The sequence below is a fragment of the Klenkia taihuensis genome (genome assembly GCF_900112525.1).
Classification (GTDB): domain Bacteria; phylum Actinomycetota; class Actinomycetes; order Mycobacteriales; family Geodermatophilaceae; genus Klenkia; species Klenkia taihuensis.
This window is the reverse complement of record NZ_FOMD01000001.1, coordinates 571,456-588,550: the sequence shown is the minus strand read 5'-3', so window position 1 is coordinate 588,550 and position 17,095 is coordinate 571,456. Positions and strand designations below refer to the sequence as shown.

At 74.6% G+C, this 17,095-nt stretch carries 18 protein-coding genes; 6 read left to right on the top strand and 12 right to left on the bottom strand.

Features of this window, described 5'->3' with window-relative positions; translation table 11 throughout:
* Positions 1-70 precede the first annotated feature (70 nt).
* Both BM158_RS02885 and BM158_RS02880 read right to left on the bottom strand, forming a co-directional pair.
* Complete coding sequence (locus BM158_RS02885; RefSeq protein WP_091554548.1) at positions 71-622, bottom strand: helix-turn-helix domain-containing protein; 552 nt, start codon at positions 620-622, stop codon at positions 71-73.
* Positions 619-1,281 (bottom strand): cyclase family protein, encoded by a 663-nt coding sequence (locus BM158_RS02880; protein ID WP_091554546.1) that lies wholly within the window; start codon positions 1,279-1,281, stop codon positions 619-621. Before BM158_RS02880 ends, BM158_RS02885 begins: the two co-directional genes overlap by 4 nt.
* Positions 1,282-1,383: 102 nt before the next feature.
* Here BM158_RS02880 and BM158_RS02875 point away from each other — a divergent pair, with 102 nt between their 5' ends.
* Genes BM158_RS02875 through speB form a run of 3 tightly spaced genes read left to right on the top strand, consistent with a single transcriptional unit; the run spans position 1,384 to position 4,228 of the window.
* The gene (locus tag BM158_RS02875) at positions 1,384-2,910 is read left to right on the top strand and encodes a purine-cytosine permease family protein (protein WP_091554545.1); all 1,527 of its coding nucleotides are present in this window, start codon (positions 1,384-1,386) and stop codon (positions 2,908-2,910) included.
* Positions 2,907-3,287 (top strand): YybH family protein, encoded by a 381-nt coding sequence (locus tag BM158_RS02870; protein ID WP_091554542.1) that lies wholly within the window; start codon positions 2,907-2,909, stop codon positions 3,285-3,287. Before BM158_RS02875 ends, BM158_RS02870 begins: the two co-directional genes overlap by 4 nt.
* Positions 3,284-4,228: an agmatinase gene (gene speB, locus BM158_RS02865; RefSeq protein WP_091554540.1), complete on the top strand. Its 945-nt coding sequence runs from the start codon at positions 3,284-3,286 to the stop codon at positions 4,226-4,228. The genes BM158_RS02870 and speB overlap by 4 nt, the downstream gene beginning before the upstream one ends.
* Before the next feature lies 1 nt (position 4,229).
* On the opposite strand, the gene BM158_RS02860 is transcribed toward speB, so the two are convergent.
* The 4 genes from BM158_RS02860 to BM158_RS02845 all read right to left on the bottom strand — a co-directional run bounded on the left by BM158_RS02860 (position 4,230) and on the right by BM158_RS02845 (position 7,380).
* Entirely contained in the window at positions 4,230-4,952 is a 723-nt protein-coding gene (locus BM158_RS02860; protein WP_091554539.1) for a VIT1/CCC1 transporter family protein, read from the bottom strand.
* Positions 4,953-5,015: 63 nt separating this feature from the next.
* Positions 5,016-5,489 (bottom strand): Lrp/AsnC family transcriptional regulator, encoded by a 474-nt coding sequence (locus BM158_RS02855; protein ID WP_091554537.1) that lies wholly within the window; start codon positions 5,487-5,489, stop codon positions 5,016-5,018.
* A gap of 68 nt (positions 5,490-5,557) precedes the next feature.
* Positions 5,558-6,946 (bottom strand): threonine/serine exporter family protein, encoded by a 1,389-nt coding sequence (locus BM158_RS02850; protein WP_229827493.1) that lies wholly within the window; start codon positions 6,944-6,946, stop codon positions 5,558-5,560.
* Between the two features lie 23 nt (positions 6,947-6,969).
* Complete coding sequence (locus BM158_RS02845; RefSeq protein ID WP_091554535.1) at positions 6,970-7,380, bottom strand: VOC family protein; 411 nt, start codon at positions 7,378-7,380, stop codon at positions 6,970-6,972.
* Between the two features lie 52 nt (positions 7,381-7,432).
* Here BM158_RS02845 and BM158_RS02840 point away from each other — a divergent pair, with 52 nt between their 5' ends.
* Positions 7,433-8,473 (top strand): helix-turn-helix transcriptional regulator, encoded by a 1,041-nt coding sequence (locus BM158_RS02840; RefSeq protein WP_091554532.1) that lies wholly within the window; start codon positions 7,433-7,435, stop codon positions 8,471-8,473.
* Here the strand turns inward: BM158_RS02840 and BM158_RS02835 are convergent.
* Genes BM158_RS02835 through BM158_RS02820 form a run of 4 tightly spaced genes read right to left on the bottom strand, consistent with a single transcriptional unit; the run spans position 8,387 to position 12,113 of the window.
* Positions 8,387-9,223 (bottom strand): HpcH/HpaI aldolase/citrate lyase family protein, encoded by an 837-nt coding sequence (locus BM158_RS02835; protein WP_091554530.1) that lies wholly within the window; start codon positions 9,221-9,223, stop codon positions 8,387-8,389. The genes BM158_RS02840 and BM158_RS02835 overlap by 87 nt on opposite strands.
* On the bottom strand, positions 9,220-10,383 hold the full coding sequence (locus tag BM158_RS02830; RefSeq protein ID WP_091554529.1) for an acyl-CoA dehydrogenase family protein: 1,164 nt from the start codon (positions 10,381-10,383) through the stop codon (positions 9,220-9,222). The genes BM158_RS02835 and BM158_RS02830 overlap by 4 nt, the downstream gene beginning before the upstream one ends.
* Positions 10,384-10,386: 3 nt before the next feature.
* Positions 10,387-11,592, bottom strand: coding sequence for a CaiB/BaiF CoA transferase family protein (locus BM158_RS02825; protein WP_091554527.1), 1,206 nt, complete (start codon positions 11,590-11,592; stop codon positions 10,387-10,389).
* Complete coding sequence (locus tag BM158_RS02820) at positions 11,589-12,113, bottom strand: MaoC family dehydratase (protein ID WP_091554525.1); 525 nt, start codon at positions 12,111-12,113, stop codon at positions 11,589-11,591. Before BM158_RS02820 ends, BM158_RS02825 begins: the two co-directional genes overlap by 4 nt.
* A 78-nt stretch (positions 12,114-12,191) precedes the next feature.
* On the opposite strand from BM158_RS02820, the gene BM158_RS02815 reads away from it, so the two are divergent.
* Entirely contained in the window at positions 12,192-13,394 is a 1,203-nt protein-coding gene (locus tag BM158_RS02815) for an amidase (protein WP_229827494.1), read from the top strand.
* Positions 13,395-13,497: 103 nt separating this feature from the next.
* On the opposite strand, the gene BM158_RS02810 is transcribed toward BM158_RS02815, so the two are convergent.
* Positions 13,498-14,586 carry a VOC family protein gene (locus BM158_RS02810; RefSeq protein WP_165628815.1) on the bottom strand — a complete coding sequence of 363 codons (1,089 nt, stop codon included), beginning with the start codon at positions 14,584-14,586 and terminating at the stop codon, positions 13,498-13,500.
* Between the two features lie 40 nt (positions 14,587-14,626).
* Entirely contained in the window at positions 14,627-15,763 is a 1,137-nt protein-coding gene (locus tag BM158_RS02805) for an ROK family transcriptional regulator (protein WP_091554523.1), read from the bottom strand.
* 165 nt (positions 15,764-15,928) lie between these two features.
* Between BM158_RS02805 and BM158_RS02800 the strand changes: the two genes are divergently transcribed.
* On the top strand, positions 15,929-17,047 hold the full coding sequence (locus BM158_RS02800) for a substrate-binding domain-containing protein (RefSeq protein WP_091554520.1): 1,119 nt from the start codon (positions 15,929-15,931) through the stop codon (positions 17,045-17,047).
* Positions 17,048-17,095 lie beyond the last annotated feature (48 nt).

The window sequence follows — 17,095 nt, the reverse complement described above, 5'->3', positions numbered from 1 at the left end:
TGATCAGTAGACCAGCCAGGGTGCGCCGTCGCCCGCGCGCCGGGCGCGGGTGCGACCCGGTGGGGGTGGGTCAGGGGGCCGGGCTGAGCACCCAGAGCACCTCGGCGGGCTCGTCGGTCGACCCGTTGCGCCAGGTGTGCGGGGTGCGCCCGGGGAAGGTCAGCGCGTCGCCGGGGCCCAACGAGACCGTCTCGTCCGCGAGGACGACGTCCAGCCGACCTGCGACGACGTAGACGAACTCCATCGTGGAGCGCAGCGTGTACAGGTCGGCGCCACCGGTACCGCCGGGGTCGAGGCGGGAGTGGATGACCTGCAGCTCGCGCTGGGTGCCGGGGGTGAGCAGCGTCTCGTGCACCCGCTGGCCGCCGAAGGCGATCGGCGGGCCGGTGCCGGCCCGCACCAGCTGGGTGGTCGGCGGGTCGAACAGCTCGCCCATGCTGATGCCGAGGACGCCGGCGACGGCGACCAGCGAGGCCACCGACGGCGACACCTCGTCGCGCTCCAGCCGGGACAGGAACCCCTTGGTGAGCTCGGCCGCGGCGGCGACCTGCTCCAGGGTCAGCCCGCGGGCCTGCCGGGCGGCCCGCAGCCGGCCGCCGATCCGGGCCTCCGGCGGGGTCACGGGGCCAGCTCCATCGCCACCGCGCGGACGGGGGCGCCGTCGGCCCCGGTCAGCCGCAGCGGCAGCAGCGAGACGAAGGGGTCGGCGAAGTCGACCGCGGCCAGGTTCGTCAGGTTCTCGCAGATGACGCCGCCGGCCGCGGCGAGCAGGTGGTGCACCGGGTAGCCCTCGCCGGGGTCGTCGTCGGTCGGGGTGAGGTCGAGGTTGGGCGCGTCCAGGCCGATCGTGCGCACCCCGGCCTCCAGCAGCCGGCGGGCGGCCCCGGCGTCGAGGTACGGGTGGTCGAAGTAGGCCGGGGTGCCGTAGTGCGCCGACCAGCCGGTGTGCAGCAGCACCAGGGTGCCGGGGGCCAGGTCGGGTTCGCCGAGGTCGGCCCAGGTCAGCCGGGTGCGGGGGGCCCGGCCGCGGACGTCGAGCAGCACCGCCGGGCCGGTGAACAGGGCCAGGTCCAGCTGGTCGATGCGCGGGCCGTCGTCGGCGAAGTGGAACGGCGCGTCGACGTGCGTGCCGGTCTGCGAGCCCATGCTGATGGCCTGCACGTGGAAGCCGTCGGCGGCGACGGTGGCGTGCGGGTGCGAGCTGAACACCGGGTCACCCGGGTAGACCTGGGTGCCGGTGTCCACGGGCACGGAGAGGTCGACCAGCCGTGTGACGCGCACGTGTCCTCGTTTCGCGCTGGTGAACTTTCGTTGCCTACAGGGCAACCGGGGCTCTACGGTACCGCTCGGTGGCCCCCGTCACCCCGAGCGAGGAGAGCCGCGATGGCCAGTACGCCCACCCCGACCCGCCGCCCGCGGGCGCTGGAGGTCGAACAGCACGGCATCGACACCATCCCCGACGCCGAACGGACGTCGCGGCCGCTGGACCTGCTGCGCATCCAGTTCGGCGGGGCCAACACCTTCGCCACCATCATCCTGGGCACCTTCCCGGTGCTGCTGGGCCTGTCCTTCGCCCAGGCCGCCGCGGCCACCGTGCTCGGCGTGGTCCTCGGCGGGCTGATCCTCTCGCCGATGGGCCTGTTCGGGCCGCGCACCGGCACCAACAACGCGGTGTCCTCCTCGGCGCACTTCGGCGTCCGCGGGCGGATCGTCGGGTCGTTCCTGTCGCTGCTGACCGCCATCGCCTTCTACTCGATCTCGGTGTGGGTCTCCGGCGACGCCCTGGTCGCGGCCGGCAACCGGCTGTTCGGCCTGCCGGACGGCGACCTCACCCGCGCGCTGGTCTACGCCCTGCTCGGCGGCCTGGTCATCGTGGTCGTGGTCTACGGCTACCAGTTCATGCTGCTGGTCAACAAGGTCGTGGTCATCGGCAACACCGTGCTGATCCTGCTCGGCCTCGTCGCCTACGCGGGCGTCTTCGACGCCGGCTACGACCCCGGCCCGGACGCCTACGCGCTGGGCTCGTTCCTGCCGACCTTCGTGCTCAGCGTGCTCATCGTGATGGGCAACCCGGTGTCCTTCGGCGCCTTCCTCGGCGACTGGTCGCGCTACATCCCGGCCGCGACGTCCCGGACCCGGCTGCTGGGCGCCACGGTCGCCGCGCAGCTGGCCACGCTGGTGCCGTTCCTCTTCGGCGTGGCGACGGCGACGCTGGTGGCCGGCGAGGTCGACTACGTGTTCGCGCTGGTCCAGCTCTCCCCGCTCTGGTATGCCCTGCTGCTCATGGTGGTCGCCGTCCTCGGTGGCCTGTCCACCGGCGTGACCTCCCTCTACGGCACCGGGCTGGACTTCTCCTCGGTCTTCCCGCGGCTGGGCCGGGTGCGCGCCTCGCTGGTCATCGGCGCGCTCAGCTTCGCCTTCATCCTGGTCGGCCGGCTGGCCTTCGACCTGGTCGGCAGCGTGAACGCCTTCATCGGCGCGATCGTCATCTGCACCACGCCGTGGATGGTGATCATGGCGCTGGGCTACGTGGTGCGCCGCGGCTTCTACGACCCGGCCGCCGTCCAGGTGTTCAACCAGGGCCGCGAGGGCGGCATCTACTGGTTCTCCGGCGGGGTCAACTGGCGGGGCATGGTCGCCTGGATCCCCTCGGCGGTCATCGGCCTGCTGTTCGCCAACTACCCGCCGCTGATCGTCGGGCCGTTCACGAACGCCTTCGGCGGGGTCGACGTCAGCCTGCCGGTGGCGCTGCTGCTGGCCGCGGTCATCTACCTGGGGTCGCTGTACGCCTTCCCCGAGCCGCGCTACGTCTTCGGCCCGCAGGGCCCGCGGTGGGTGCCCAGCACGCCCGGCGAGGCGCCGCCGATCACCGACCCGGTCCGCCCCGCCGGCGCCGAGACCCCGGCGTGACCCCGCTGGAGGCCCTGGACGGCCTGGTCGCGGCGTTCGCCTCCTCCGACGAGGACGCCTACTTCGCCTGGATGCACCCCGACGCCACCTTCGTGCTGCCCGGCAGCCCGCGGTTCGGCTCCCGCGAGGAGTACCGGACGGCCTGGCGGTCGTGGGTGGCCGACGACGGCTTCCGGGTGCTGGCCTGCACCTCCGCCGACCAGCACGTGCAGCGGGTCGGGAAGACTGCGGTGGCGACCCACGCCGTCCTCACCACGGTCGCCACCCACGGGGGCGAGGTGACGACGCACGAGCGGGAGACCGTCGTCCTCGTCCCGGACGGCGACCGCTGGCTGGTCGTCCACGAGCACCTCTCACCGTCTGGAGCAGCGCAGTGACCACCCCCATCGGCCCGGTCGACGCGACGAAGGTCCCCCGCTACGGCGGCCCGGCCACCTTCGCCCGGCTCCCCCGGCTGGACGAGGTGTCCCGCGCCGACGTCGCCGTCGTCGGCATCCCGTTCGACTCGGGCGTCAGCTACCGGCCCGGCGCCCGGTTCGGCCCCGGCCACGTGCGGGCGGGCTCGAAGCTGCTGCGGCCCTACAACCCGGCGCTGGACGCGATGCCCTTCGGCACCCAGCAGGTCGCCGACGCCGGTGACCTGGGGGTGAACCCGTTCGACATCGAGGAGGCCATCCAGACCATCGACGACGGCATCTCCGCGCTGCGGGCCGACGGCGCCCAGGTGCTCACCCTGGGCGGTGACCACACGGTGGCGCTGCCGATCCTGCGCTCGGTGGCCCGCGACCACGGCCCGGTCGCCGTGCTGCACCTCGACGCGCACCTGGACACCTGGGACACCTACTTCGGCGCGCCCTACACGCACGGCACCCCGTTCCGGCGGGCCAGCGAGGAGGGGCTGATCGACCTGGAGCGGTCGATGCACATCGGCATCCGCGGCCCGCTGTACTCGAAGCAGGACCTCGAGGACGACGCCGTCCTCGGCTTCCAGGTGGTGCGCAGCGACGACTACGAGGTCGACGGCGTCGCCAGCGTGGTGGAGCGGATGCGCCGCCGGCTGGGCGACGGGCCGGTCTACGTGTCGGTGGACATCGACGTGCTCGACCCCGCGCACGCGCCGGGCACCGGGACCCCGGAGGCCGGCGGGCTGACCAGCCGCGAGCTGCTGCACACCCTGCGCGGGCTGGTCGGCCTGGACGTGGTCGGCGCGGACGTCGTCGAGGTCTCCCCCGCCTACGACCACGCCGAGCTCACCGCGGTGGCGGCCTCGCACACCGCCTACGAGCTGCTCAGCGTCCTGGCGCTCAACCGCCGCTGAGCTACCCGACCGCGCCGCCCACCAGGGCGCCGATCCCGAACGTCACGGCCATCGCGATGGCCCCGCCGACCACCAGCCGGACGACGGCGGTGCGCACCCTGGACCCGCCCAGCGTCGCGCTGACCGCACCGGTGAGCGCCAGGGCCAGCAGCACCACGACGAAGGTGACCGGCACCCGGACGCCGGTGGGGGCGAGCAGGATCGCGGCCAGCGGCAGCAGCGAGCCGAGCGTGAACGACAGCGCGGAGGCGCCGGCGGCCTGCCACGGGTTGGTCAGCTCGTCGGGGTCGATGCCCAGCTCGGCCTCGACGTGGGCGGCCAGCGCGTCGTGCTCGGTGAGCTCCTCGGCGACCCGGCGCGCGGTGCCCGGCGACAGGCCCTTCGTCTCGTAGATCGCGGCCAGCTCCTCGAGCTCCTGCTCGGGCATCTCGGCCAGCTCGCGCTTCTCCTTGCGCACCAGCGCGCGCTCGCTGTCGCGCTGGCTGCTCACCGACACGTACTCGCCCAGGGCCATCGACACCGCACCGGCGACCAGGCCCGCGGCGCCGGCGGTGAGCACCGGGCCGTCGGCGGCGGTCGCCCCGGCGACGCCGACGACCAGGCCGGCCGTGGAGACGATGCCGTCGTTGGCGCCGAGCACGCCGGCGCGCAGCCAGTTCAGCCGGGAGCTCAGGGCGCCGGCGTGCGGCTCGCCCTCGTGGGTCGGTGCGTCCTGCGTGGTCACGGCGGCGACGGTAGGTCGCGGATGATCACCGTGCCAGCGAGGGAAGGCTGGGCTACCGGGAGCTCAGGCCTCCGGGGGACGGGTGCCCCAGGCGTAGGTCTGCTTGGCCAGGCCCAGGTAGAGGAAGGTCTCGGTGGACTCCACGCCCTCCACCGCCCGGATCCGGCTGACGACGTCCAGCAGCTGGGTGTCGTCGACGCAGACCACCTCGACCAGCAGGTCCAGCGAGCCCGCGGAGATGACGACGTAGTCGACCTCGTCGAAGGCGGCCAGCGCGTCGGCGACCACCCGGCTGTCCCCGCGCACCCGCACGCCGACCATCGCCTGCCGCGGGAACCCGACCTGGCGGGGGTCGGTGACGGCGACGATCTGCATGACCCCGGCGTCCAGCAGCCGCTGCACCCGCTGCCGGACGGCGGCCTCGCTGAGCCCGACGGCCTCGGCGATCCGGGCGTAGGGACGGCGGCCGTCCTGCTGGAGCTGCTCGATGATCGCCCGCGACGTGTCGTCCAGGGCCACCGCGTGCCGCTCGGCCATGCTTCCCCCTACGGATCCCGTCGTCCCACCGTGCCCGGACGACGGGAATCGTAGCCGTCCCGGGTGGCTCAGTCCCGCAGCGTGGCGCGCCGGCGGACCCGCCGCTCGAAGCGGTCCAGCCGCCCGCCGAGGGGGCGGCCGAGGTAGCGGCCGAGCACGACGCCGGCGGCCAGGGCCAGCCCGACGGCGGCCGCGCCGACCAGGCCGGAGGTGCCGGCGGGGACGTCGCCGTCCACGACGACGGCGAACAGCCCGCGGTAGATGGCCAGCCCCGGCAGCAGCGGCACGATGCCGCAGACCGCGACCAGGAGGGGCGGCACCCGGAGCCGGTCGCCCAGCGCCTCCCCGGCGAACCCGACGACGGCGGCGGCGACCGCGCTGGACACGGCGGGCCCGGCGCCGAGGACCGCGGCGCCGGTGGTGGTGGCCCAGGCCAGCCCGCCGGCGAGGACGGCGACGGCGAGCCCGCGCGGGCCGGCGTAGGAGGCCAGCGCCCACGCCCCGCCCATCACCGCGGCGGCGGCCAGGGAGACGGCGAAGGGAACGCTGACCGTGGCGGGGTCGACCACCCGCAGCGGCACCTCGAACCGGCGGGCGACGTCCAGCACCGCGGCGATGCCGACGACGATGCCGGTGGTCAGGGTGACCACCTCGAAGGCGCGGGCGGCGGCGGTGACCGGGAAGCCGCTGATGGCGTCCTCCGCGGCGCCGACCAGCGAGAGCCCGGCCAGCAGCACCACGATCCCGGCGGCGACCACCAGCGACGCGCGGATCTCCACCCCGGCGACCACCAGCCCGACCGCGGTGCCCGTCGCGATCGCGGCGCCCGCGGCCTGCTGGAAGAACACCGGCAGCCCGCGCCGGTTGAGCGCCCGGATGGTCCGCTCGACCACCGCGGTGGTGACGGCGGCGACGAGGGCGACCAGCCAGCCGCCCCCGAGCAGGAAGGCCACGCTGCCGGCCACCCCGGGCCAGCCCAGTGCGTGCAGCGCCCGCCGGTAGGGGTGCGGCGCGGCGAGGACGTCGTCGAGCCGGCGGTGCGCCTCGTCCAGGCCGACCCGGCCGGCGGTGACCTCCGCGGTGAGGTCGGCGACGCCCTGCAGCCGGGTGTAGTCGACGCCGCGCGGCCGGACGATCCGCATGAGCACCAGCGGCGGGACGTCGTCGGGGTCGTAGCCGATGGTCAGCGAGGTGAACGTCATGTCCACCTGGCAGTCGGTGAGGCCGTAGGCGGCGGCCACCCGCAGCACGCCGGCGGTGACGTCGGCCGCCGACGCCCCGACGGCCATCATCGCCTCGCCGACCCGCAGGCCGAGGGAGAGCACGGAGCGGGCGGTGTCCTCGTCCACCCCGCCGGGCCCGGCCCGCAGCGCCAGCGGCTCGGTGGGCGGGCCGGAGCCGCTGACCGCCCGCCGCGCCCGGTCGGGCAGCCGCCGTCCCCACCCCTCGCCCGCCACCCCCGCAGGCTACGGAGACCCGGTCAGGCGGCCGGGTGGTGGCACACCGCCTCCAGGTTGATCCCGTGCGGGTCGTCGACGAAGCCGCCGTAGTAGTCCGGGTGGTACTCCGTGCGCACGGCCGGCGCCTCGCGCGCGGTGGCCCCGGCGGCCAGGGCCGCGCGGTGGAAGGTGTCGACCTCCGCGCGGGTGTCCACGGTGAACGCCAGGTGCATGTTGGTGCCGACGGTCCCGCCGTCGACCAGCCAGAAGTAGGGCTTGCGGTCGGGCCAGCCGTAGCCGGTCATCGCCGGGCCGTGGTCACCGGCGGGGACGACCAGCATCTGCGCGATGCCGATGGAGGCGAGGACGGGCCGGTAGAAGGCCATGGCCGCCCGGATGTCGGGGACGGCGATGTTGAGGTGGTCGATGCGGGATCCGGAGCGGTCGGTCATGCGATCACCTTCGGAGGCATCGCGGACACCGGTTGTCCGCGACACTGACCGCGTGCCGACCACATCCGCCCGGGCGCTCACCCTGCTCTCCTTGCTGGCCACCGGTCGACCGCGCACCGGCGCCGAGCTCGCCGGGCGGCTGGAGGTCAGCGAGCGCACGGTGCGCCGGGACGTCGAGATGCTGCGGTCCCTCGGCTTCCCGGTCGCCGGCACCCCGGGCCCGACCGGGCGCTACCAGCTGCGGGCGGGCAGCACCCTGCCGCCGCTGCTGTTCGACGACGAGCAGGCGGTCGCGGTCACCCTCGCGCTGCAGACCGCGCCGGTCACGGTGACCGGGACAGGGGACGGCGCGGCCCGCGCCCTGGCCACCCTGCGCCAGGTCATGCCGGCCCGGCTGCAGCCGCAGGTCGACGCGCTGCGGGTCACCGCGGTGCCCAACGCCTGGGACTTCGGCGCCCCACCGGTCGAGCAGTCCGTGCTGGCCGCGGTGGGCGACGCCGTCCGCCGCGGGCACCTGCTGCGGGTCCGGCTCCCGGGTGCTGGCGACCCCGTGCTGGTCGAGCCGCACCACCTGGTCGTGTGGGCCGGCCGCTGGTACCTGGTCGCGCACGGGCCGTCGGGCTGGTGGGTGCACCGGGTCGACGCCCTGCACGTCCACGGCCCGACCGGGCTGCCCTTCGCCCGGCGGGCGCTGCCGGCCGACGACGTCGCCGAGTACGTGATGGGCCGGCACGACCGCGGGGACACCGTCGGGGCCTGGCCCTGCACCGGCCGGGTCACCATGGCGCTGCCGGCCGACGTGGTGGCCCGCTGGGTGCCGGCCGGCGCCGTCGTCGAGGCGCTGGGCGACCGGTGCCGGGTCACCCTCGGCGCCTGGTCGTGGGCCGGCGTCGTGGGCATCCTGGCCACCTTCGACGCCGACCTCACCGACGTGGCCCCCGCCGAGCTGCGCGACGCGATGGCGCACACGGCCGCCCGGTTGTCCGCGGCCGCGCAGCCGGGCGGGTCAGGCGAGGCCGAGGGTGGCGCGGGCCTGGCGGGCGACGGCCTCGTCGAGCAGCTTCCCGTCGGCGCCGACCGCGACCCCGGGTGAGGCCTCCAGGCGGGCGAGGACGTCCCGGGCGGTGGCGACGTCCTCGGCCGTTGGCCGGCAGACCCGCTCGACCACCTCGACCTGGGCGGGGTGGATGCAGGCCCTCCCCCGGAAGCCGAGGGCCGCCAGCCGGCGGGTCTCGGCCTCGAAGGCGGCCAGGTCGCGGAACTGCGTCGACACCGCGGCCGGCGGCGGCGCGATCCCGGCCGCGGCCGAGGCCAGCACCACCGACGACCGGGCCAGCAGCAGCTCGGCGCCGTCCGGTCCGGGGACGACGCCGAGGTCGGCGGCCAGGTCGACCTCACCCAGCTGCAGGCAGCGCACCCGCGGACCGCCGGCCAGCGCCGGCGCGGCCAGCACGCCGGCCGCGCTCTCCACCAGCGGGCTCACGCCCAGGCTGCACGGGGCCCGGCCGGTCGCGGCCTCGGCGGCCAGCAGCTGGTCGTGCACCCGCTCCAGCAGCGCCCGGGACGACGCCTTGGGCAGCACCACCCCGGTGAGCCGGGCGCCCCGGGCGACCGCGGCGACGTCGTCGGCACCCCGCTGCCCGGTGTTCACCCGCACCCAGACCTGCACGTCCTCGCGCGGGCCGGCCAGCCAGTCCACGACGGCGGCGCGGGCGTCGTCCTTGCCGGCCGGGGCGACGGCGTCCTCCAGGTCCAGGACGACGGCGCCGGCGCCGGTGGCCACGGCCTTCGCGAACCGGTCGGGCCGGTCGCCGGGCACGTAGAGCCAGGACCGGACGGTCACCCGACGACCGTCTTCCCCGCCACCAGGGACTTGGCGATGACGGTGCGCAGGACGTCGTTGGTGCCCTCGCCGATCGCCATCAGCGGGGCGTCGCGGTAGAGCCGCTCGACGACGAACTCGGTGGAGTAGCCGTAGCCGCCGTGGATGCGCATCGCCTCCAGGGACAGCGCCAGCGCGGTCTCGGAGGCGAAGACCTTGGCCATGCCGGACTCGGCGTCCACCCGCTTCCCGGCGTCGGCCTGCGAGGCGGCCCAGTAGGTGAGCAGCCGGGCGGCCTGCAGCTGGGTGGCCATCTCGGCGAGCTTGAGCGCGATGGCCTGGAACTCCGCGATCGGGTGCCCGAACGCCTCCCGCTCGCCGGCGTACTTCAGTGCCGCGTCGTAGGCGGCCTGCGCGACCCCGACGCTGCGCCCGGCGATGTTGAGCCGGCCGATCTCCAGGCCGGACAGCGCCTGCTGCATGCCGCGGCCCTCGACCCCGCCGAGCACGGCGTCCACCGGCACCCGGACGTCGACCAGGTTGATCTCGCAGGACTCGGTGCCTTTGTAGCCGAGCTTGCCCAGGTCGCGGCTGACCTCGAAGCCGGGGGTGCCGGTCGGGATCAGCAGCAGGGACATGCCGCGGTGCCGGGGCTGCGCGTCGGGGTCGGTCTTGACCAGGACCGGCAGGACGTCGGCGTGCCGGGCGTTGGTGATCCACGTCTTGGTGCCGTTGACGACGTAGCTGTCGCCGTCGCGGACCGCGCGGGTGGCGATGCCCTGCAGGTCCGTGCCGGCGCCGGGCTCGGTCAGGCCGACCCCGGTGCGCCACTCGCCGCTGGCCAGCTTGGGCAGGTAGTGCTGCTTCTGCTCTTCGGTGCCGTGCTTGGCGATCATCCAGGCCGAGAGGCCGTGGCTGCCGAGGATGCCGGCGATGCCCATCCAGCCGCGGCTGATCTCCTCGTAGACCAGCGTGAAGCTGACCATGTCCAGCGCCAGGCCGCCGTACTCCTCGGGCGTGGTGAGCCCGAACAGGCCGAGGGCCTTGAGGTGGTCGACGATCTCGGTCGGGTAGCGGCCGGTGCGCTCCCAGTCCGAGGCCACCGGCACGATCTCGCGGTCGACGAAGCGGCGCAGCGTCTGCTGGAAGTCGCGCTGCTCCTCGTTGAGGGTGAAGTCCACCGGTCAGCTCCCCTGCTGTCCGAACGCGCCGGCGGCCTCGAGCTCGGCCACGCGCTCGGCCGAGTAGCCGAGCAGGTCGCGGGTGATGCGGTCCTGGTGCTCGTTGCGGTGCGGCGCCCGCACGTGGTCGGTGCGCTGGGGGCCGAACCGGACGGGGCTGCCCACCTGCTTCACGGTGCCCCAGTGCGGGTGCTCGGTCTCCAGCAGCAGGCCGCGGGCGGCGGCCTGCGGGTCGGCCAGGGCCTGGCCGACGTCGTTGATCGGGGACGACGGCACCCCGGCGGCCTGCAGCTGCGCCAGCCAGTGCTCGACGGTGTCGCCGAGGAAGGCCTCCTTGAGCTGCGGCAGGAGGGCCTCCCGGTTGCGGTCGCGCAGCGCGAAGGTGGCGAACCGTGCGTCGTCCCCCAGGTCGGGCCGGCCGATCACGGCGACCAGCCGCTGCCAGAACTTCTCCTTGGCGCAGCCGACGACCAGCCAGCCGTCGGAGGCGGCGAAGGCCTGGAAGGGCACCAGCGAGGGGTGCGCGGAGTCGACGGTGCGGACCGGTTCGTACCCCGCCGTCATCGCCCAGGTCGCCGGGTAGGTCAGCAGGGAGACGGCGGTGTCGTAGAGGGAGACGTCGCAGTCCCCGCCCACGCCGTCCCGCCGCGCGACGTGCAGGCCGGCCAGCAGGCTGAGCGCGGCGACGAAGCCGCTGGAGAAGTCGACGAGGCTCAGCCCGGTCTTGGTGGGCGGGCCGTCCGGGTCGCCGGTGAGGCTCATCCAGCCGGCGATGCCCTGCAGCACGTAGTCGTAGCCGGGCTCGTTCCGCCTGGGGCCGGTCATGCCGAACCCGGTGAGGCTGCAGCAGACGATCGCCGGGTTGAGGTGGGCGAGGTCGGCGTACCGGATGCCGATCTTGGCCGGGACGTCGCCGCGCAGGTTGGACCAGACCGCGTCGCTGGTGCGCACCAGGTCCTCGAAGACCGCGCGGCCGGCGGGGGTGGAGATGTCCAGGGACAGGCTCTGCTTGTTGCGGTTGAAGGTCTCGTAGAACAACGAGTCCTCGCCGTGCACGTAGGGCGGGACGTAGCGGCCGATGTCGCCTCCGGTGCGCGGGTCCTCGATCTTGATGACCTCGGCGCCGAGGTCGGCCAGGTGCACGCTGCCGAAGGGACCGGCGCCGTACTGCTCGAGCGCGATGATCCGGACGTCCTCGAGCGGCCTCATGCGGTGATCGGCCCGTTCTTCGCCGTCGGGAAGTGGCCCTGCCCGATGCCGGACTCCCTCGTCGCGACCATGACCGACCGCTTGAGGGAGATGCACTCGTCGCCCTCGGCGTTCAGGCCGCGGGTGACCATCGAGACGATCCCCGCGTACGGCCGGGACCTCGACGCCCGCAGCGCGGTGCAGAGGCTCTCGGCGTAGAGGGTGTCGCCGACGTAGACCGGGTGGGTCAGCTTGACGTCGGTCATCTCCAGGTTGGCCACGGCGTTCTGGCTCATGTCCAGCACGCTCAGGCCCAGCACCAGCGCGATCGTCAGCCCGGAGTTGACGATGACCCGGCCCCCGGTGATCGGGTTCTGCGCGGCCAGGTGCGCGTTGACGTGCTGCTGGTTGGTGTTCATCGTCAGCATCGTCAGCCAGGTGTTGTCGGCCTCGGAGATCGTGCGGCCGAGCGGGTGCTGGTAGACGTCGCCGACGACGTAGTCCTCGAAGAACCGCCCCAGGACGGCGGGGTGCGTGGCCATGATGGACCTCCCTCGACAGCCGCACGCTAATTGTCTGATGATTCGGAGCGCAAGCCCCCTGCGACGTCTGGAGTGCCGGTGGACGACCACGTGAACGCGGTGATCCGGTGGGTCGACCGTCCCGGCGGCCCCGGCCCGCTCGCCGGGGTCCGGGTGGGCGTCAAGGACAACGTGGACATCGCCGGCGGGCCCACCACGTGCGCGTCCGCGTTCTTCGCCGACCGGGTCCCGTCGCACGACGCCGAGGTCGTGCGCCGACTGTCCGACGCCGGGGCCTCGGTCGTGGCGACGCTGAACCTGAGCGAGTTCGCCGTCGGGGTGACCAACCAGAACTCCGCGGCCGGGCCGTGCCGGAACCCGTGGGACCTCGCCCGCATCCCGGGTGGGTCGAGCGGCGGGTCGGGGGCCGCCGTGGCGGCGGGGATCGTGGACCTGGCGCTGGGCACCGACACCGGCGGCTCGATCCGGCTGCCCGCGTCGGCCTGCGGGGTGGTGGGACTGCGACCGACGCACGGCTCGATCCCGATGGACGGCGTCTTCCCGGTCTGCGACGACGTGGACACCGTGGGACCCCTGGCGCGCACCGTCGACCTGGTGGCCCGGGCGCAGCGGGTGCTGACCGGGTCGTCGGCGCCCCTGCCTGCTGCGGCCGCCCCGAGGCGGATCGGCATCCCGGTGCAGCTGCTGACCGACGTCGACCCGGGCGTGCAGCAGGTGGTCGACGCGGCGGTCGCGGTGCTCGGCGCCGAGGTCGTGCCGGTGGAGGTCGAGGGTCTGCTGGACGCGCAGGACATCGTCTACACGCTGGTCTACGCCGACCTGGCGCGCATCCACGCCGGCCGGCTCGCGTCGGAACCGCAGCGGTTCCACCCCGACAGCCTGGTGCGGATCGGCCTGGGCCGGGACCTGACCTCCTTGGACCACGCCGCTGCCGTCGAGGCCCGACGGGGTCTGCAGTCCCGCATCTCCGCCGCGCTGGACGGCGTCGACCTGTTCCTGACGCCGACGCTGCCGGTCGACGTCCCCCGCGCCGACCCCGACGACGTCCTGCGGGTGTCCCGCCGGCTGGGGTCGCTGACCTACCCGTGGTCCCTGCACGCCGGCCCGACGCTGGCGCTGCCGGTCGGCTTTCACCCGGTGTCGGGGATGCCGGTCGGCGTCCAGCTCACCGCCCCGGAGGACGCCGAGGACGTCCTGTTCGCCGCCGGCGAGTGGTACCAGCAGCAGACCGCGTGGCACACCCGCCGCCCACCGGCCGGGCCGGCACTGCCTCCCAGTTGATCATCGTCATCGGCAGGTCGGGCACGCCGGCCCGCGGCGTGTCCCAGCTGCACCTGGCGATGATCAACAGGCGCGACGGCGTTCCCGCGGGGACGCCCGAGGGTCAGCCGGCGCGGATGACCAGCTCGTTGCCCTCCGGGTCGGCGACCCGCCCGCCGCCCAGCAGCCGCCCCCCGGCGACCTCGGCCGTCGCGAGCCGTTCCTCGACGGCGTCGGCCGGGACGGTGAGCACGAACGAGGTGCGGTTGCGCTGGCGACGGCGGTCCCCCTCGGCCGGGTCCAGGGGCTGGAACACGACGACGGGGCCGACCCGGCGCGGGTCGTGGATCTCGGTGAGCCCTGGCCGGGGGTCGGCGACGTAGCCCAGCGCCGCGGCCCAGAACGCCTGCACGGCAGGGACGTCGGCGGCGTCCAGGAACAGCTGCACGAACACCGGCGCCGCCGGGTCGGCCACCGCGCCCAGGTCGCGGGCGGCGGCCTGGATGCGGGAGGCGACGGCGAGGACGTCGGCGGCGGGCGCGACCACGCCGTCCTCCCACTGGTCCTTGCCGCTGTCCAGCACGACCAGGCCCGGGCGGAGGTCGATGCCCAGCGGCAGGTCGCCGACCAGCTCGGCGACGGCCGCGGCCAGCCGGGCGGGCTCCGGCGTCCGGTAGACGGCCATCGCGCTGAACACGGCCTGCCAGTCCTCGGCGCCCTCGCCGAGCGGCCCGCCGGGCACCACGTCGACCTCGTTGCCCTCCGGGTCGGCGTGCCGGACCCCGTACGGGCCGCCCGCCTCGCCCAGCCCGAGCTGCTCGACCACGCCGGCCGGCCGGACGACGTCCAGGTGCGCCCGCTGCCGCAGCGGCCGGTGCTCGCCCGACGGGACGACCTGGAACGACGGCTCGCGCCGGAACGGGTCGACGAGGTCGGCCCGGCCGAGCACCGGACCCCAGAAGCCCGCCGCCGCGGCGGGGTCCGCCGCCTCCAGGACGACGCCGAGCCGCTGCAGGCCGGCCGGGTCGACGAGCACGGGCAGCGCGGCGGAGGTCCGCACCAGGACGCCGGTGGCCCGCAGGTCGAGCGCGGCGTCCGGCGCCTGCTCCAGCACGACGCGCGCCAGCTCCACCGACTCCCGCAGCGAGGGCGTGGCGGACCAGCCCGTCACGTCGCCGTCGAGGGTCCGCCAGCCGTCGTCCGGGTCCGCCATCCCGGCACCGTAGTGCCGGGGGCCCGTGCGGGGAACCCGCTCAGGACGCAGCACTGCGGCCGTGGCCGCCCCCGAAGCCGGGCTCGGCCCCCAGGTCGGCGTAGAGGGAGTGGACGGCGTCGATCGCGGCACCGATCGCACCGGAGAACGAGCCCAGCGCTGCCGGCACCAGCCGCGGCGCGACCTGCAGCGTGGCGCCGAGCGTGGCCTGGTACCGGTCCAGGTCACCGGCCAGCGACTCGGCGATGCCCCCGCCGAGGACGACGACCTCCGGCTCGCTGGCCACCGCGACCGCGGTCAGCACGATCTGCAGTGCGTGGTCGAACTGGGTGCGCAGCGGTGAGAGCCGGTGCTCGTCGTCGAAGAGGTCCTGCGGCCGGGCGAGCGGCACTCCGGCCTCCTCCGCCCGGCGCAGGATGCCCGGGCCGGTGACCATGTGCTCGAGCCGGGTACCCATGGGCCCGGCCGGGAGCTGCCCGAACTCCCCGATCAGCCCGTGCCGGCCGTGCAGGATGCGGCCGTCGATGGCCAGCGCGGCGCCGAGCCCCGCCCCGATGGTGACCATCGCGGCGTCCCCCGCGTCGGCGGCGGCGCCGCGACGCTGCTCGCCGAGCAGCGCGTAGTTGACGTCGTTGTCCACCCGGATGCCGACTGCGCCGGCCCGGCGCAGGCCGGAGGTGAACTCGGCGTCCATCACCTGGGGCAGGTTCGGGGCGTTCGACACCGCCCCCGACTCGGCCACCGCTCCCGGGAGGCCCACCGAGACCGCCGCCAGGCCGGCACCGAGACCGGCCGACCGCCCGGTCACCATCCCGGCCAACCAGTCGGCCAGGGCCGCCGCCGGCAGGTCGCTCCGGGTCGGCTCCTCCCACCGCCGCAGCTCGGCCCCGGCGAAGTCGGCCAGCACGACACGGGTGGTGCTGGCGCCGAGGTCGACGCCGGCCACGACGCTGCGCTCGCCCACGAGGTCGAGGGCGACCGCGCGGCGACCGCGGTTGGCGGACACGACCTCCGACACCTCGCGGACGACACCGTCGGCGACCAGGACCTCGACCGCGCGGGAGATGGTCGCGGCCGAGAGCCCGGTGCGCTGCGCGATGGCCGTCCGGGTGGTCGGCCGGTGCACGAGCAGGTCCGACAGCACGGCACCACGGTTGGCCTCACGCAGGTCGGTCATGGCTCCACTCCACTCGATGTGAGAGCAAAAGTATCGGGATCGACCCGGATCACCTAGTCGCACCCGCCTGCAACGTGATCGTTACGACATTCGACCTTGACTTTGCTTGCGAGCAGAAAGCAAACTCCGCAGCACCACCCAGCACACCCCTTCGAGAGGTCCCCCATGCAGCTCTCCCGTTCCCGGCGGCTGCGGCCCCTGGCCGCCGCGCTCGTCGGCACGACCCTGGCCCTCAGCGCCTGCTCCGGCGGTGGCGACACCCCGTCCTCGTCGAGCGACGCCGCACCGGCGAGCGAGCCGAGCCTGGAGTTCCAGGGTCCCAACGGGGAGCAGCCCGGGGACCTCGACGAGCTGTCGCTCACCGACGAGGAGGAGGCCACCGTCCGCGGCGGCTCCTACACCGCGGCCTTCGTGTGGCACACGTCGTCGGAGTTCGTCTCCGCCGTCGAGGACGGCGCCCGCCAGGAGTTCGAGGACCTCGGCATCGACGTCGTCGCGAGCACCCAGGCCGACTTCGACGCCGCCACCCAGGCCAACAACGTGCAGAGCGTGCTGGCCCTGGACCCCGACATCATCGTGACCATCGCGGTCGACCCGACCTCGGCCGCAGCGGCCTTCCAGCCCGCCGTCGACGCCGGCAAGACCCTGGTCGTCATGACCACGCCGCCGGCCGGCTACACCGCGGGCGACCAGTTCGTCTCCATCGTCACCGAGTCGCTGACCGAGGCCGGGCGGGCGAACGCGGAGATCCTGGGCGACGCGCTCGACGGCTCCGGGCAGGTCGGCTACATCTACCACGACGCGGACTTCTGGTTCACCAACCAGCGCGACGAGGCCTTCCGCAACTGGCTGGGCTACGAGTACCCCGGCATGGAGATCGTGGCCGAGGAGGGCTTCGCCGACGAGGCGCGCACCGAGGAGATCGCGCAGGCGATGATCGCCCGCAACCCGAACATCACCGGCATCTACGTCTCCTGGGCCACCGCCGCCCAGGGTGTCGTCTCGGCGCTGCGCAACGCCGGCCGCTCGGACATCAAGGTCGTGACCAACGACCTGGACGCCACCCTCGCCGCGGACATGGTCGACGGCGGCAACGTCGTCGGCCTGGTCGGCAACGGCTCGATCGACATCGGCCGCGGCCTGGCCCTGGCCGCCGCCTACGGCGTGCTGGACAAGGAGGCCCCGGCACTGGTGGCCTCGCCGCCGGTCAAGGTGACCACCGACAACCTCGAGGACGCCTGGCGCGAGGACTACGGCACCGACCTGCCCGACAGCGTCAACTGATCGCCGGTGGGGCGGCCCGCCCGGGCCGCCCCACCCCCACAGGCAGGG

Bases quoted from the DNA above. Each gene is read 5' to 3' on its own strand.
- BM158_RS02820 (WP_091554525.1), bottom strand. From the start codon at position 12,113: ATGGCCACGCACCCCGCCGTCCTGGGGCGGTTCTTCGAGGACTACGTC.
- BM158_RS02800 (WP_091554520.1), top strand. From the start codon at position 15,929: ATGCAGCTCTCCCGTTCCCGGCGGCTGCGGCCCCTGGCCGCCGCGCTC.
- BM158_RS02855 (WP_091554537.1), bottom strand. From the start codon at position 5,489: ATGGCCGAGCGGCACGCGGTGGCCCTGGACGACACGTCGCGGGCGATC.
- BM158_RS02845 (WP_091554535.1), bottom strand. From the start codon at position 7,380: ATGACCGACCGCTCCGGATCCCGCATCGACCACCTCAACATCGCCGTC.
- BM158_RS02810 (WP_165628815.1), bottom strand. From the start codon at position 14,586: ATGGCGGACCCGGACGACGGCTGGCGGACCCTCGACGGCGACGTGACG.
- BM158_RS02875 (WP_091554545.1), top strand. From the start codon at position 1,384: ATGGCCAGTACGCCCACCCCGACCCGCCGCCCGCGGGCGCTGGAGGTC.
- BM158_RS02825 (WP_091554527.1), bottom strand. From the start codon at position 11,592: ATGAGGCCGCTCGAGGACGTCCGGATCATCGCGCTCGAGCAGTACGGC.
- BM158_RS02805 (WP_091554523.1), bottom strand. From the start codon at position 15,763: ATGACCGACCTGCGTGAGGCCAACCGTGGTGCCGTGCTGTCGGACCTG.